Here is a 15,568-nt window from a genome sequence, read left to right on the forward strand (position 1 = left end):
TGGGGCTGTTAATTTTAAAAAAAGTTCAGTCGTTCTAGGCAATTACGCGAATTTACGTACTTCACCTTCGCCGTCTACGTTAGACACACAACGACCACAGATTTTCTCGTGACCTTCAATTGTGCCTACGTCTGGCGTGTGGTGCCAACAACGATCACACTTCTCACCTTCAGCTGCTGCTACTTCAACAAACAAGCCTTCGATATCCGTCGCTTGTGCTGCATCCGTCTTCTCACCTAGAGGCTTAACTTTCGCAGCAGAGGTTAGTAGAACAAAGCGCAGTTCATCTTCAAGTTTGTTGATCTTCGCCGCTAGTGCGTCATCAGCAAATAGAGTCACTTCAGCTTGTAGTGCACCACCAATGGTTTTCTCTTTACGCGCATCTTCTAGAAGTTTGTTAACCGCACCACGAACCGCTTGGATCTCAGTCCAGAATTCGTTGTTCAGCTCTTCACCTTCAGCAAGACCGAATAGGCCGTCGAACCACTCACCAGTGAATACGAACTTGTCGCGTTGACCTGGCATTTCGTTCCAGATTTCATCTGCAGTGAACGACATGATTGGCGCCATCCAACGAACTAGCGCTTCTACGATGTAGTAAAGTGCTGTCTGACAGCTACGTTGAGCGTTGCCGCCACGTTTTGCTGTGTACTGACGGTCTTTAATTACGTCTAGGTAGAAAGAGCCCATTTCGATTGAACAGAATTGCATTAGACGCTGAGTTACACCGTGTGTGTTGTACTCTTCGTATGCTTTAACGATCTCTTCTTGTGCTGCTAGTGCACGACCAACCGCCCAGCGATCTAGCGCAACCATCTCTTCAACAGGAACGATGTCTGTTTCAGGGTTGAAGCCGCTCAGGTTAGCTAGGAAGAAACGCGCTGTGTTACGGATACGACGGTAAGCATCTGCGCTACGTTTTAGGATTTCATCAGAAACCGCAACTTCACCAGTGTAGTCTGTTGAAGCAACCCATAGACGAAGAATGTCAGCACCTAGCTTGTTAGTTACGTCTTTTGGCGCAACCACGTTACCGATAGATTTAGACATCTTACGCCCCTGACCATCAACCACGAAACCGTGTGTCAGTACTTGTTTGTAAGGTGCTTCGTCTTTCATCGCAATAGATGAAATTAAAGAAGACTGGAACCAACCACGGTGTTGGTCAGAACCTTCTAGGTATAGGTCTGCACTGTTGCCGTTGTACTCTTCACGAGCATCAACAACAGAGAAGTGAGTGACACCTGAATCGAACCATACGTCTAGCGTATCTAGCACTTTTTCGTATTGGTCAGCGTCAGCACCTAGTAGTTCAGCGGCATCTACATCCCACCATGCTTGGATGCCTTTCTCTTCAACCAGCTTAGCGACTTTCTCGATCAGCTCTAGCGTGTTTGGATGAAGTTCTGCTGTTTCTTTATGAACAAACAGAGCAATTGGCACACCCCAAGTACGTTGACGAGAGATACACCACTCAGGGCGACCTTCGATCATACCTTCGATGCGGCTTTGACCCCACTCAGGCATCCACTCTACATTCTTGATTGACTCTAATGCTTTAGCACGTAGGCCAGCTTGGTCCATAGAAACGAACCATTGAGGTGTAGCACGGAAGATGATTGGGGTCTTATGACGCCAACAGTGTGGGTAGCTGTGCTCGTAAGCGTGGTGGTGTAGTAGTGCACCTTTTTCTTTTAGTACTTCTACTACTGCATCGTTCGCTTTAAATACGTGCTGACCAGCAAATAGCTCTGTATCTGGTAGGTAAACACCGTTTGAGCCAACTGGGTTTGCTACTTCTAGGTTGTACTTGTTACCAACCGCGAAGTCTTCTTGACCGTGACCAGGAGCAGTGTGAACAACACCAGTACCTGAATCAGTCGTAACGTGATCACCAAGGATCGCCGGTACAGTGAAATCGTAGAATGGGTGTTGGAATTGAGAAAGCTCTAGGTCCGCACCTTTAGCAAAGCCAAGGTTGTGGAAGTGCTCGATACCCGCACGGTCCATTACGTCTTTCGCTAGCTCAGCAGCAACGATGATACGCTCAGCGTTGTCGCCTTCTGTTTGGATAAGCACGTACTCTAGATCATCACGTAGACATACTGCGCGGTTTGCAGGCAGTGTCCAAGGTGTTGTTGTCCAGATAACGATAGATACGTCACCGTGACCTTCATGACCTTCTGTCAGTTCAAATTTAGATAGCAGTGCCGCTTCGTCAGCCGCTTTAAAACGAACGTCGATAGATGGCGATACTTTATCTTTGTATTCTACTTCCGCTTCAGCAAGAGCAGAACCACAGTCTGTACACCAGTGAACAGGTTTGAAACCTTTTAGCAGGTGACCATTGCTTGCGATCTTACCAAGAGCACGAATAATGTTCGCTTCAGTTGCGAAATCCATAGTGCGGTATGGCTTGTCCCACTCACCCATGATACCAAGGCGTTTGAAGCTCTCTTTCTGACCTTCAACCTGACCTGCTGCGTATTCACGACATTTCTCGCGGAATTCCGCTGCTGTCACTTTTTGGCCTGGCTTACCTACTTTCTTCTCTACCATTAATTCGATTGGTAGACCGTGGCAGTCCCAGCCTGGGATGTAAGGTGCGTCAAAACCTGAAAGTGTTTTGGATTTAATAATAATGTCTTTAAGAATCTTGTTTAGTGCGTGACCAATATGAATGTCACCATTTGCGTAAGGAGGGCCATCGTGCAATACGAATGACTTTTTGCCTTTCTTAGCTTTACGGATTTCACCGTAAAGATCTTCTTTGTACCAACGCTTAAGCATTTCTGGCTCACGATTGGCCAGGTTGCCGCGCATTGGAAACCCTGTTTCAGGTAAGTTCAGGGTATCTTTATACTCACTCATCGATTCTTAATTCCGTTATATTGGGCGAAAATTAGACATTATGTTGAACGGTGGAATAAACCGCTCAACGCTTAAGCTGACGCAGCCACACCCTTGCTGCTTCAGCATCCAATTCGATTTGTTGTTTAAGTGCTTCAAACGACTCAAACTTTTGCTCATCTCGAAGTTTATGCAAAAGTTCCACTTCTAGTTGCTTGCCATATAAATTGGCATGAAAGTCGAATAAGTGCACTTCTAACTGTTGGCGAACACCATTGACGGTTGGTCTTTGACCAATATTAGCAACACCACCAACTGGCTTATTTCCTAAGCCAAGCGCTTGAACAACATAGACTCCGGAAACCGGAGAAACACAGCGTTTCAAAGGAATATTTGCAGTAGGGAACCCAATGGTTCGACCTAGCTTTCTTCCGTGAGAAACACGACCGCTGATGCTGTAGTTTCTTCCCAGCATCTGTTGTGCGGAATGCAAATCGTCACGCGCCAGCGCTTGACGGATAGCCGTACTGCTGACACGTAATTGTTGTAAACAAAAGCTCTGGGTACTTACGACATCAAAGCCGTATTTTTCCCCTGCTTCCTGCAGCATTGCAAAGTTACCTGTACGGCCTTTGCCAAAGCAGAAATCATCACCAACGACAAGAAACTTAACACCCAAACGCTCGACCAACAAGTCACGGATAAACTCTTCCGCGGTTAAACTTGCAAAATGGCGATTGAAATTGACACACAGTAAGCGGTCAATATCGAGCTTACTCAATTGCACGAACTTATCGCGTAATCGCGTCAACCTTGCTGGTGCCTTGTCTTTGGCAAACAGCTCCATCGGCTGAGGTTCAAAGGTCATCACAACAGAAGGCAAGGATAGCCTGTCCGCTTGCTCAGACACTTGCTGCAATACTTGTTGATGGCCTTTATGGACACCATCGAAATTGCCAATAGTCAGCACACAACCATGATGTCGCGGGTTGATATTGTGAATGCCTCTAATCAGTTCCATTGGATACTGCTTTCTGCCTCTGTTTTACTTTACACTGTGTGAAACTGACGGATTATATACTAATCACCCTCAGTCTGTCCCAGCTTTTAGGTCTTTTAAACGCGCACCAGTTAAAAATAGAACCACTAGGTAAACTACGGCTCCTAAACCGATCAACATCCCTAGCACCGCGCTTCGGTGAGCAAAGCTCCAGCCCAGCCATACTGACATATCTTCCAGTTGCCATAAGATTGCCGCCACCATCGCCGCGCCAGCAATAGCTAAACGTATAATAAAGAAGACGGTTCGCTTAGTGATTTGGTATACCTCTGCGATGTGCAGGCCACGATACAGCAGTGCCATATTCACAAATGCCGATAGTGCTGTCGCGATAGCCAAGCCAACGTAGCCATAGAAGTACGCAAAAATTGCATTAAATACCATGTTGGTCACCATCGCAATGATGCCGTATTTCACTGGCGTTTTGGTGTCTTGACGCGAGTAATACCCCGGAGCGAGCACTTTAATCAGCATAAAGTTCAACAAGCCTGAAGCGTAAGCAAAGAGTGACAATGATGCTTGATGTACGTCTTGTGGCGAAAACTCACCTCGCATGAATAACACCATCAACATAGGTTTTGCCAGTACCATCAAACCAAGCATTGCAGGAAGGCCAAGTAAGATCACCATGCGCACCCCCCAGTCCATGGTTTGTGCGAATCCTTCATTTTGTGCGTCAACATGTTTGCGTGATAATGCTGGTAAAATCACCGTTGCAATCGCAATACCAAACAGACCTAACGGGAATTCCAACAAACGATCTGAGTAGTACAACCAACTGATCGAACCGGTTTGCAGAAAGCTGGCAATAAAAGTATCAAACAACAAGTTGATTTGGCTTACCGACACACCGAACAAAGCAGGAATCATTAAGGTTCGGATCTTCACCACGCCCGGATCGCGCCAGCCCCATTTCGGCTTAACCATAACCCCCGCTTTAATAAGGAAAGGGATTTGAAATAAGAACTGAACCAAACCACCAAGGAAAACACCGATGGCAAGACCAATCTCTGGCTGTGGCATCTGCGGCGAGATAAACCATGCTGCCAAAATGATCATCACATTGAGAAAGACAGGAGTAAACGAAGAAACCGCAAACTTACCTAGTGTATTGAGAATGGCTCCCGATAGGGCAACAAAAGTGATGAACCATAAATAAGGAAAGGTAATCTTGAGCATCACGCTAGCAAGTTCGAACTTCTCAGCCGCGGGACCACCATGCATCCAGTCTAGGAACCAACCAAAACCAAACAGTGCAGTCACCACACCGGAACCTAGAACACCTAAGATGGTAACAATTGAGACTATCACCCCCAATGTGCCCGCAGCACGGGCAATCAGCTCGCGGGTTTTATCCATGTCGCCTTGAGCATGGCTTTCCGTTAAAACAGGTACAAACGCTTGGGAAAAAGCACCTTCAGCAAACAAACGTCGTAAAAAATTAGGAATTTTATTGGCGAAGAAAAAGACGTCTGCGCTTGCTCCTGCCCCCATTAAATTTGCCACTACAACATCACGAACTAGGCCAAGAACGCGGGAAATAAATGTCATAGCACTGACGATCATGCCAGACTTGAGTAGTCGTTTACTCACTGTAACCTCGGAATATCACCATAAGACAGCTAACCCTATACTGTTTCTCTGACAGGTGCTGCAAATAGACGTCAAAAATCTATCCGCGGGTTGTAAGGAATAAGTGTGCCTTTCGCGGATAATTATTAGCATTGGTATAAAAATGCTGTTAGAATCCCCGCCATCTTAACCGCGATAACCTCTCTTACCAAAATTTGTTTTGGCTTAGATCGGTTTTTGCACAAATCATTTGACATTTAAGCGCAAATGAGGGATATTCCTCGCCCTTAAATTGTCACAGAACTAAGTTTTTGGGAGTTAGACCCTTGGCAAATAGTAAATCTGCTAAGAAGCGCGCTATCCAAGCTGAGAAACGTCGTCAGCACAATGCTAGCCGTCGCTCAATGATGCGTACTTACATGAAGAAAACTGTTGCTGCTATCGAAGCAGGCGACAAAGAAGCTGCAACTGCTGCATTCGCTGTAGTTACACCTATCCTAGACCGCATGGCAACTAAAGGCCTTATTCACAAGAATAAAGCAGCTCGCCATAAGTCTCGTTTCGCTGCACAAATCAAAGCTCTTTAATAGAGTCCTGATTTTACAGTGAAGAAAAAACCGACCTTGTGTCGGTTTTTTTATATCTACAAAATTTTCTTAATAAAAAAAGCTGGCAATGCCAGCTTTTCTTTTTCTGAATGTCCCATTTAAAGACATCAGCTTATTCATTACCCATATAACGCTCAAACTAGAAAGCACTATTAAAACACTTGAGAACAAAGCAAATTGGTCGATGAGTAGTACCCTATCATCAAAAGTTTAACGCCACTCTCAAATATTCCAACAAGTTAGATTCACACTCTAAGATGAGCAGTATATTAGGACTATTTAATTAGTGTTGAGCACTCTCAGCACAATAAAGACTATGCAGTGTTTTTATTAACGCTTTCACTTCATCACTCTTTAATGTGTAGTACACCGTTTGTGCTTCTTTCCTTGTCGTGACTAACTCATCACGGCGAAGCCAAGCAAGATGCTGAGATAATGCCGACTGGCTTAGCTCTAACTTTGCACACAGCTCTCCCACGGACAGCTCTTGGTTATGCAGCATACAAAGGATTTGTAGGCGTCTCTCGTTTGCCATCGCTTTGAGCAACACGACGGCTTTTGCGGAGTTCTGCTCCATTTCTTGTAGATTCATGTGTTGGACCTCTAGCTACAACTTACTTATTCCAACCCTGGCCAGCTTGTTGTGTTGCACTGATTTATATATCTAAAAAAATCAAGATACACTTCCAGAGTCTTCATTATTAGAACCTCTAATTTAGTTGTTAGTGATACACCAATATTATCCACCAAGGATTTTAATTGGTGCGCCATCAATAATTAATAGTTTTGCTCACTAAAACAAGTATCTTGCTTACTTAGATATTATTTAGAATTATATTTTTATTGATAGTAATCTATTTATTTACGCAACGATACGGGTTTACTCAAACATTTGACTGAAATCAGCATCACAAACATTTTTTACCGCGGGGTGTTGGATCATTCGTTCCGCAAAAATCACGTAGTACTCTTCTTTTAGCCCATCGACATGGCCAATTAGCTGTAAATTTCGGTCGTCTTCAATCTCCGACATGTATACGGTCGGTGCCAAGAAAATCACATCATCGTGGTACCGAGCAAAAGCTTTCATCAACGCAACATCATCAAACTCCCCCAGCACATTGGGTTGAAGGCCTTGACGATCAAACCATTGAATAACTTTACGCCCCATAGCCGTTCGGCTCGCGGGAATCAGAAGTTTTTTTTGTTCCAAGATCTCAGGGAATCGCACATTTTCAATTTCAGAAGAAGCAAAAAAGCTCATGCTACTTTCACCTAACTTTTTGCTATAAAGGCCAGGACTTTGAGTAGAATCAACGGGACAATCTGAAAGGATCATATCTAGCTTGTGCTGAGAAAGGCGTTCAAGTAGCAGTTCGTGGGTTGATTCATAACAGCGTAAATGAATACTGTTATCTTCCGGGACGGTCGTCATCAGTACTTTACTGACCAAGCGTTTAGATAACGCATCGGCTACACCAACTTCAAATAGAATGTTCGAGTGCTGGCTGTAATTGACGATATCTAACATCTCATAACTCAAACCGAACATCCGGTCGGCGTACTTAAACACAAGCTGACCTAACTCAGTGGGCTCAACTGTACGACCATTGCGCTTGGTTAACTTTCCTTTCATGCGCTCTTCAAGCGCTTTAATCTGTCCTGTCACGGTTTGCGGTGTCAGGAAGAGCGCGTCAGCCGCCTTAGTTACAGAGCCCTGTTTGCACACCATCCAGAAATAATAGAGATGGTTGTAGTTTAGATGTGACATGATCGAGTCCCGAAAAGAAAGTGATACTTTTTATACCAAATGTGACAGAGACAAACAATAAACTCGACAAAACCATACAATACCTTACAAAAGCATAAGTTTTACCGAAAGTATAAAGTCAACACTGTCATAAAAGTTGAACTGAGGCGCATTTTCTCTACAAAAAAAACGCAAAAACCAAACAAAACGAAATCAAAATTTAACCATTAAAATCAACAAGTTAAAAATTAATTTTCTTCCTCTTTTACGCCATTATCAAAAAGAACAATAAAAATCTCTCACAGCAAGAAATCTGTAATATTACTGAAATATTTGTTCTCTAACATCGCCCGCAGATTCAACTACAGACCGAAAAATGAACTGAAAGGTCAACGGAGAAAATTATGATGAACCAAGCTACTTCAACAGTGGCACCAATTTCGAGCACAGCTCGTTGGTTACGCTGGGCTAACTTGGCATTCATGTTATATCTGCTTCTTCTAGCAGTATCTATGGTTGGTAGTGGCTTTAAATGGGCAACTGGCGATCAAGCTAAGGTGCTATTTGAATTTGCCGCACACCCAGTTGCAGGTCTAATGATCGGCTTGGTGGCAACAGCCTTAATTCAGTCTTCAAGTACTGTAACGTCTATTATTGTAGGCTTGGTTGCAGGTGGCTTACCTGTAGAAACCGCTATCCCTATGGTGATGGGTGCTAACATTGGTACCACAGTGACCAATACGCTTGTATCTCTTGGCCACGTGCGCTGTAAAGAAGAGTTCAAACGTGCATTTGCAAGTGCAACCATTCACGACTTCTTCAACTTGCTTGCTGTCGCTATTTTCCTTCCGTTGGAAATGATGTTCGGCATTTTAGAGAAAGTTTCTCACTGGCTTGTTTCTCCACTGCTTGCTACTGGTGATATGAGCATTAAAGGCTTCAACTTTATTAAACCAATTACAAAGCCAGTCGTAGGCGCAATTAAAGAGCCACTTTCTACCTTCGGTGATACTGTTGGCGGCGTCATGCTTATTGCTTTGGGTATTGCGACTATCTTCGTTGCAATCACAGTGATGGGTAAATTAATGAAGAGCCTAATGGTTGGTCGCGCACGTGAAATTTTGAAAAACGCCATCGGTCGTGGTCCTATTCACGGCATCGTATCAGGCTCAATCGTGACCGTTCTAGTACAATCTTCCTCAACCACGACAAGTTTAATGGTTCCGTTGGTTGGTACTGGCGTGTTGAAAGTACGAGATATCTACCCTTTCACTCTGGGTGCTAACATTGGTACTTGTATTACGGCACTACTAGCAGCGACAGCGGTATCTGGAGAGTTCGCAGTATTCGCACTTCAAATCGCTCTAGTCCACTTAGTATTTAACATCATGGCGACGCTGTTTATCTTTGGAATTCCATTCCTACGTGAGATTCCGGTTAAAGGCGCTGAGATGATTTCTGAAATGGCTATTAAGAATAAAGCTGTTGTTGGTGGCTACCTAATGTCAGTATTCGTTATTCTACCAGGTGCGATTCTAGCCCTAACAACGTAACAACAACGACATACCATCGCTTATTGTTTAGGCTCCACATCGTGGAGCCTTTTTTATGATAATTAAACTGTTCAAATCGATTGTCCGGTGATAATTTGAGCCACATCAGCATGCTTATGCTGAGCTATCTCATTTGGAGTCGACAACATGACGCAGCTTAATGACGCTATTTCTGATCAGCTACTCGCAATAGACGAAAACCTAACCCAACTGGTTGCTGATATTGATATCCTCAGTAGCGTGAATCCTCTTAATTATGCTCAAGAAAGAGAACGTTTCATTAAAAACAAATATTCTCAAGAGCCTAATTTTCAATATTCAATTACTAATGTAGATACTCACAGCGCAAAGCGACGTCTATATGAGCTACCTCTAGAAAACATTCAAGACACCCAATTGCAAAGGCTGTACGCGGATGTAATTCAGTCTTATGCAGATAAACTGGATCAAGTGAATACCATCGGCACGCAAGAGTTTCTTTATAACTCCTTACGCTATTATGGGGAACCGAGCGCCAAAGATATTGCCAACGCCCATTTCATATTGCACCTTCCTACAGAAGAAGAAAAAGAACCTCAGCACGATAGCCGTGCAATAGCACGTTTCATGCAAAATTTTGCTCAACGCAATGGGTATGAATGTGAAATACAGGTGTTGGACGGGATGTTAGCAAACGCACTAGTTTCAGGGTCTCGAGTCAAAATTAACCACGCGGCGTACATCACCACTGATGAGCTGGAGGCTCTTGCACATCATGAAATGGGAGTACATCTCCTGACTACGCTTAACGGTCGTCAACAACCGCTAAAAGTCCTGAGCTTAGGTTGTCCTGCCAATACCAACACTCAAGAAGGGCTGGCTATATTATGTGAGTATCTGTCAGGACATTTCAGTATCAAGCGCCTAAGAACCTTATCCTTACGAGTTCTGGCAGTAGAGTCGATGATCAAGGATCGCGATTTCCGCCATACGTTCATGCTATTAAAAGAACAGTATAAAGCTTCTGATCTTCAAGCATTTACAACGACTGCCCGAGTCTATCGAGGTGGAGGTTTAACGAAGGATTACTTGTATCTTAGAGGATTCCGAGAGGTGCTCAATGCCTATGATAAATTGGGCGATGACTTTTCACTATTGTTGTGCGGGAAAACAGAGCTGAAGTACTTTGAGCTTATCCGTTCATTAGTGAGTAAAGAAATATTCACTCAACCTAAGTTTATTAGCCCGGCACTGTCCACACCGATGCAGACCAACCCAATTCACCGTTATATTGTCAGTGCACTAAAATAATACCTTCTAAGTACAAAAAAGAAAAAAGCTCCATTCGGAGCTTTTTCTATATCTTGAAGAACGATACTCGTTACACTGAGAATGGGTAACGAATAGGATCGTGATGCTCGTAGCCTTCAACCCAAAAGTCATCCAGTGTGACCCATGTTTCCAAATCTTCTAGAGATTTAATCTCTGGGTTGATATGGAACGTCGGCGCTTTTAATGGCTCACGCTTCAACTGAACATCGCGCATCAGTTCAAGCTGGTCTTCATAAATGTGAGCATTCACAATCTTATGAAATGCCTGACCAGGTTTCTTGCCCGTAATTTGCGCCATAATCGCCAAGAATACGTAAACTTGAACCATATTGAAGTTTAAGCCAAGCGGTACATCACACGAACGCTGAGTACTATTCAGGTAAAGCGTATCATCCAGCAATGAAAAATGGTGACTGTACATACAAGGACGCAAGCACCCCATGTGGAACTCACCCGGGTTGTAGAAGTTCAAGATTTCACCGCGATCATCAACACCACGCGTTAAGTCATCCACTATCTTACGTAGTTGGTCAACATGACCACCATCAGGTTTCGCCCAGGCGCGCCCTTGAACCCCATAGACACGGCCCATGTCGTCTTCACCTTTACGGTATGGGTTATTCAACCAGGCATCATTTAGGTTGGCATTGGCATCCCAGGTTTTCGTGCCCAGCTTACGAAAATCTTCCGCATTATCGTAACCACGAATATACCCTAATAGCTCTGCAACGGCCGCTTTCCAAAAACTTTTACGTGTGGTGACCAACGGAAATTGATTGTTCGCAACATCGTAGGTTAAATCCGCGTTGATTACGGTCAGGCAGCGCTTGCCTGTACGCTCATTTTCAACCCAAACACCTTGGTCAACGATGCGTTGACACAAATCTAAATACTGTTTCACACCAATACCTTACTTCGTCTTTTGTGGTAATTCGTCTTTGTAATGACCACGTTTGTATGCCCAAACCATCATGAGGACACCGATAACCACCATTGGCAGGGATAAAATCTGTCCCATGGAAATAAAGCCACCGAATAAACCCAAATGAGCGTCTGGTTCGCGCACGTACTCAACTAAGAAGCGGAATGTACCATATCCAGCTAAAAATAGCCCTGAAACAGAACCTAGAGGACGAGGTTTCTTGATGAACCAATTCAAGATGAAGAAAAGTACGATACCTTCAAGCGCCATTTCATAAAGCTGCGATGGATGACGTGGCAGTGGACCGCCATTTGGGAAAACGATCGCCCAAGGCACATCCGTTACTCGGCCCCACAACTCGCTGTTCATGAAGTTACCTAAACGCCCCATACCCAAACCAAATGGCACAAGCGGCGCGATAAAGTCAGCAACACCGAAGAAAGTTCGCCCGTTTTTGTGTGCATACCAGAACATCGCAGTAATCACACCCAGTAAGCCCCCGTGGAAAGACATACCACCGGTCCACACTTTAAATAGATACAAAGGGTCAGCCAGGAAGAGCTCAAAATTGTAGAAAAGCACGTAGCCTACACGGCCACCAATCACCACGCCAAGGAAGCCTGCGAACAACAAATCAGAAACCTGCTCTCGTGTCCAACCACTTCCAGGCTTATCTGCACGTCGGTTCGCTAACCATAGAGCAAACATAAAGCCCACAAGGTACATCAAACCGTACCAACGAACCGAAACAGGACCAATAGAGATTAAAACCGGATCAATATTGGGAAATTCAATATATCCCTGAGACATAAATCATTCTCTTCTTATCACAACAAAATAAATATACCCAAGTAACCTCTAGATGCTTGGTTCAGCGAGAATGACTTGGGTACAAACTTAGAGCAGCATGGTCGCTGCAACAAACATTAAGAACACCGCGAATATCTTTTTTAATACCGCAGTTGGAAGGTTAGTTGCCAGCTTCGCACCCACTTTTGTTGTGAGCATCGAGGCCATAGCAATCGCTAATAAAGCGGGAAGATAAACATAACCAATACTGTATGAAGGTAAGCCTTCGACTTTATAGCCATGTAAGATGAAGCCGATCATACCAGAAATAGCAATCACGCAACCACAAACGGAGGATGAACCCACCGCTTTACGCATCTCTATCCCGTGTTTATTTAGAAATGGTACCGACAGTGAGCCACCACCAATACCAGCAAGGCTTGATACGACACCAATTCCCGTGCCGTAAACTACAGTCACAGGGCTGCTCGGCATAGGTTTACTGCTCGTAACTTTAATGGAACGAAACATTTGTACTGACAGGCAAAGAACAATGACACCAAACACTTTCGGCAAATAGTGTGTAGGGATCCACTCAGCAATATTGGCACCAACAAAGCCACCAATGACCACACCAGGCATCAACCATTTTACGACAAACATATCGACATTGCCGAGCTTAAGGTGATTCATCGCCGATGAGCCAGACGTGACAATAATACTCGCTAACGAAGTGGCTAAGGCCATGTGCATACTCATTTCTGGAGAGATCCCAGCAAGAGGAAGCAAATACAACAAGGCAGGAACCACAATCAAACCACCACCGATACCGAGTAACCCCGCCATCACACCCACAAAAGCGCCTAGCGCCAACAATAACAAAAATAAAGAGACGGTCACGATTTCCTACTTTTTACCTGCACGGATAAAGCCCGCAAAGCCCTGTTGAATGAAGAAGTCATGCATCATTTGATGAATGTCCTCCCCATAGGATTTTGTCATTGCTTGCTCCGCTAATTTTTCTAATTCTTCTTGTTGACTATGACGAATCAAATATTTCACCTTAGCCACGTTGGAGGTGTTCATACTCAAACTGGTATACCCTAACCCAAGTAAGAGAAGAGCGCCAAATGGATCACCCGCTAGCTCACCACAAATACACACGGGCACCTGATATTTATCACACACCTCATGGATTTGCTTAAGCGCTAACAGTACCGCAGGATGCATAGATTCATAGACATCCGCTACGCGCGAATTGTTCCTATCTACCGCTAATAAATACTGAGTTAAATCGTTTGTCCCGACAGAAACAAAATCAACACGGTGAGCAATCGTTGGCAACAGATACACCATCGATGGTACTTCAATCATGACCCCAATTTGTGGGAACTGAATTCTATCATCAAGCAAAACGGCTTCGCTGTGAGCTTGATTAATCAAGCTAATGGCATCGTCTAGCTCTTTTACCCCTGAGACCATTGGCAATAAGATACTTAAGTTTCCGCTTTCTGCACTCGCTCTTAACATTGCACGCAGCTGGATCAAGAAAATGTCTGGATGATCCAATGTAAAACGAATGCCACGCCAGCCTAGAAACGGATTATCTTCTTCGATGGGCAAATACGGCAAAGGTTTGTCACCACCAATATCCAAAGTACGCATCACTACTCGTTGATTCGGATAGCTGTTAAGTATTGCTTGGTATTGATGATACTGCTCATCTTCCGAAGGAAAGTGATGCTGAAGTAAAAATGCAATCTCAGTTCGGTACAACCCAACACCATCAACACCTGTGTTGATGGCAATATTACTGTCTGCACTGAGTCCCGCATTCAGCATAATTTCGATATGGTGATTATCTTGCGTAACCGCAGGGAGTGCGAGGTCCTTGTTTACCATGGCAAACAATTCAGACTCTTCGCTTACTAAGCTGCGATACTCTCGCAACAACTGGCGGTTTGGCTCCAAGAAGATCTCACCCGTATAGCCGTCGACTATCCCGAGTTTGCCATTCACCACATCCGGATTAATGTTGGCGCCCATGACTGCAGGGACCCCAAGAGCTCGAGATAAAATGGCAGCGTGAGAGTTTGCGCCTCCCTCTAATGATACGACGGCTAACAAGAACTCTTTAGGTACAGAAGCGAGCAAGGTGGCAGTGAGTTCGTTCGCCACCAAAATAATGGGACGATCAATTGCAGAATTTTCTTGCTCACTGTTGTGCAGAAAATAGAGCAGCCTTTGCCCTAACTCTCGGATATCTTGCGCTCTTTCACGCATGTATACATCCGACATTCTGGCAAATCGATTCGAGTATGACTCTACAACTTGGCGTAACGCCCAGTCTGCCCTGTCTCCTTTTTCAATCTGCTTCTTCAAATCACCGCGAAGCATCGGATCATTCAGTAAGTGAGTAAACAGATCGAAGATCGCCAGCGCATCTTTGTTGATTTCACTGTCCAGTTTTTTCCGCATGCGGCGAAAGTCATTTAACGCTCGCTCTATGGCCACCAGTAGTGTCTCGTGCTCGCGTTCCTTATCTAACGTGGACGAAGGGAAAATATCCGATAAACTCGGCTGGGTATTGTCGAACCAAAACTCTCCAATCGCGACACCAGTAGACGCAGGCAAACCTTTTAATACCGTGGGTTTAGATGCTAACTGCCAATGCCCAAGATTCTGCGCATGTGCAATGAGCACCGCTAACTGAGCGGATAAGGTAACAAGAAACGATTCTTCCATTTCACTAAACAAGCGCGGCGTTTTTTGTTGGATCACCAACACACCTAAAACTTGTTTACGATGAATGATTGGAGTAGCTAAAAAAGAGTGGTAAATCTGTTCGCCGAGTTGAGGAAAGAATTTGAACTCGGGGTGTTTTGAGGCTTCGGCAAGGTTAAGGGGTTCAGCGCTTCGTTTTACCAACCCAACCAAGCCTTCATTGAAGTTGATATGAATACTATCACCTTCAAAAATAAGGCCTTGAGTTGCCATTAACTCAAGGCGCTGCATTTCTTCATTAGCAAGATAGATAGTACAGCACTCAGTACTAAGGGCAGCACAAGTCTCTTTCACCAATATATCGAGTGCCAGATGCACATCATCGACCCTGGAGACTTTCTCAACTATTTCCCTTAGCTGACTGAGCAT

General features: G+C 44.4%; 12 protein-coding genes. 3 read left to right on the forward strand and 9 right to left on the reverse strand.

The window, feature by feature from the left end; genetic code table 11:
• Positions 1-42: 42 nt before the first annotated feature.
• The 3 genes from ileS to murJ all read right to left on the reverse strand — a co-directional run bounded on the left by ileS (position 43) and on the right by murJ (position 5,503).
• Positions 43-2,871 carry an isoleucine--tRNA ligase gene (gene ileS / locus R7H07_RS13830; protein ID WP_154204833.1) on the reverse strand — a complete coding sequence of 943 codons (2,829 nt, stop codon included), beginning with the start codon at positions 2,869-2,871 and terminating at the stop codon, positions 43-45.
• A gap of 64 nt (positions 2,872-2,935) precedes the next feature.
• A complete protein-coding gene (gene ribF, locus R7H07_RS13835) occupies positions 2,936-3,871 on the reverse strand; it encodes a bifunctional riboflavin kinase/FAD synthetase (RefSeq protein ID WP_005381933.1) in 936 nt (311 codons plus the stop codon).
• 69 nt (positions 3,872-3,940) lie between these two features.
• Positions 3,941-5,503: a murein biosynthesis integral membrane protein MurJ gene (gene murJ, locus R7H07_RS13840; RefSeq protein ID WP_005385957.1), complete on the reverse strand. Its 1,563-nt coding sequence runs from the start codon at positions 5,501-5,503 to the stop codon at positions 3,941-3,943.
• Between the two features lie 305 nt (positions 5,504-5,808).
• On the opposite strand from murJ, the gene rpsT reads away from it, so the two are divergent.
• A complete protein-coding gene (rpsT, locus tag R7H07_RS13845; RefSeq protein ID WP_005381938.1) occupies positions 5,809-6,069 on the forward strand; it encodes a 30S ribosomal protein S20 in 261 nt (86 codons plus the stop codon).
• 304 nt (positions 6,070-6,373) lie between these two features.
• Here rpsT and R7H07_RS13850 read toward each other — a convergent pair whose 3' ends face one another.
• Both R7H07_RS13850 and nhaR read right to left on the reverse strand, forming a co-directional pair.
• Positions 6,374-6,682: an ArsR/SmtB family transcription factor gene (locus tag R7H07_RS13850; protein ID WP_005381940.1), complete on the reverse strand. Its 309-nt coding sequence runs from the start codon at positions 6,680-6,682 to the stop codon at positions 6,374-6,376.
• Positions 6,683-6,970: 288 nt separating this feature from the next.
• Complete coding sequence (gene nhaR, locus R7H07_RS13855) at positions 6,971-7,861, reverse strand: transcriptional activator NhaR (RefSeq protein ID WP_005381942.1); 891 nt, start codon at positions 7,859-7,861, stop codon at positions 6,971-6,973.
• A 386-nt stretch (positions 7,862-8,247) separates the two neighbouring features.
• Here nhaR and R7H07_RS13860 point away from each other — a divergent pair, with 386 nt between their 5' ends.
• Together R7H07_RS13860 and R7H07_RS13865 are read left to right on the forward strand one after the other, a co-directional pair.
• Positions 8,248-9,393 (forward strand): Na/Pi symporter, encoded by a 1,146-nt coding sequence (locus R7H07_RS13860; RefSeq protein WP_025768431.1) that lies wholly within the window; start codon positions 8,248-8,250, stop codon positions 9,391-9,393.
• A gap of 147 nt (positions 9,394-9,540) precedes the next feature.
• The gene (locus tag R7H07_RS13865; RefSeq protein WP_206959261.1) at positions 9,541-10,683 is read left to right on the forward strand and encodes a flavohemoglobin expression-modulating QEGLA motif protein; all 1,143 of its coding nucleotides are present in this window, start codon (positions 9,541-9,543) and stop codon (positions 10,681-10,683) included.
• A 70-nt stretch (positions 10,684-10,753) separates the two neighbouring features.
• On the opposite strand, the gene R7H07_RS13870 is transcribed toward R7H07_RS13865, so the two are convergent.
• The 4 genes from R7H07_RS13870 to ptsP all read right to left on the reverse strand — a co-directional run bounded on the left by R7H07_RS13870 (position 10,754) and on the right by ptsP (position 15,568).
• On the reverse strand, positions 10,754-11,605 hold the full coding sequence (locus R7H07_RS13870) for a thymidylate synthase (RefSeq protein WP_005381947.1): 852 nt from the start codon (positions 11,603-11,605) through the stop codon (positions 10,754-10,756).
• A gap of 9 nt (positions 11,606-11,614) precedes the next feature.
• The gene (gene lgt, locus R7H07_RS13875; RefSeq protein WP_005381948.1) at positions 11,615-12,436 is read right to left on the reverse strand and encodes a prolipoprotein diacylglyceryl transferase; all 822 of its coding nucleotides are present in this window, start codon (positions 12,434-12,436) and stop codon (positions 11,615-11,617) included.
• Between the two features lie 87 nt (positions 12,437-12,523).
• Positions 12,524-13,315 carry a sulfite exporter TauE/SafE family protein gene (locus R7H07_RS13880; protein ID WP_005385965.1) on the reverse strand — a complete coding sequence of 264 codons (792 nt, stop codon included), beginning with the start codon at positions 13,313-13,315 and terminating at the stop codon, positions 12,524-12,526.
• Between the two features lie 6 nt (positions 13,316-13,321).
• Entirely contained in the window at positions 13,322-15,568 is a 2,247-nt protein-coding gene (gene ptsP / locus R7H07_RS13885) for a phosphoenolpyruvate--protein phosphotransferase (RefSeq protein WP_104975865.1), read from the reverse strand.

Source organism: Vibrio sp. Vb1127, from assembly GCF_033338735.1.
In the GTDB taxonomy this organism is placed as follows: domain Bacteria; phylum Pseudomonadota; class Gammaproteobacteria; order Enterobacterales; family Vibrionaceae; genus Vibrio; species Vibrio alginolyticus.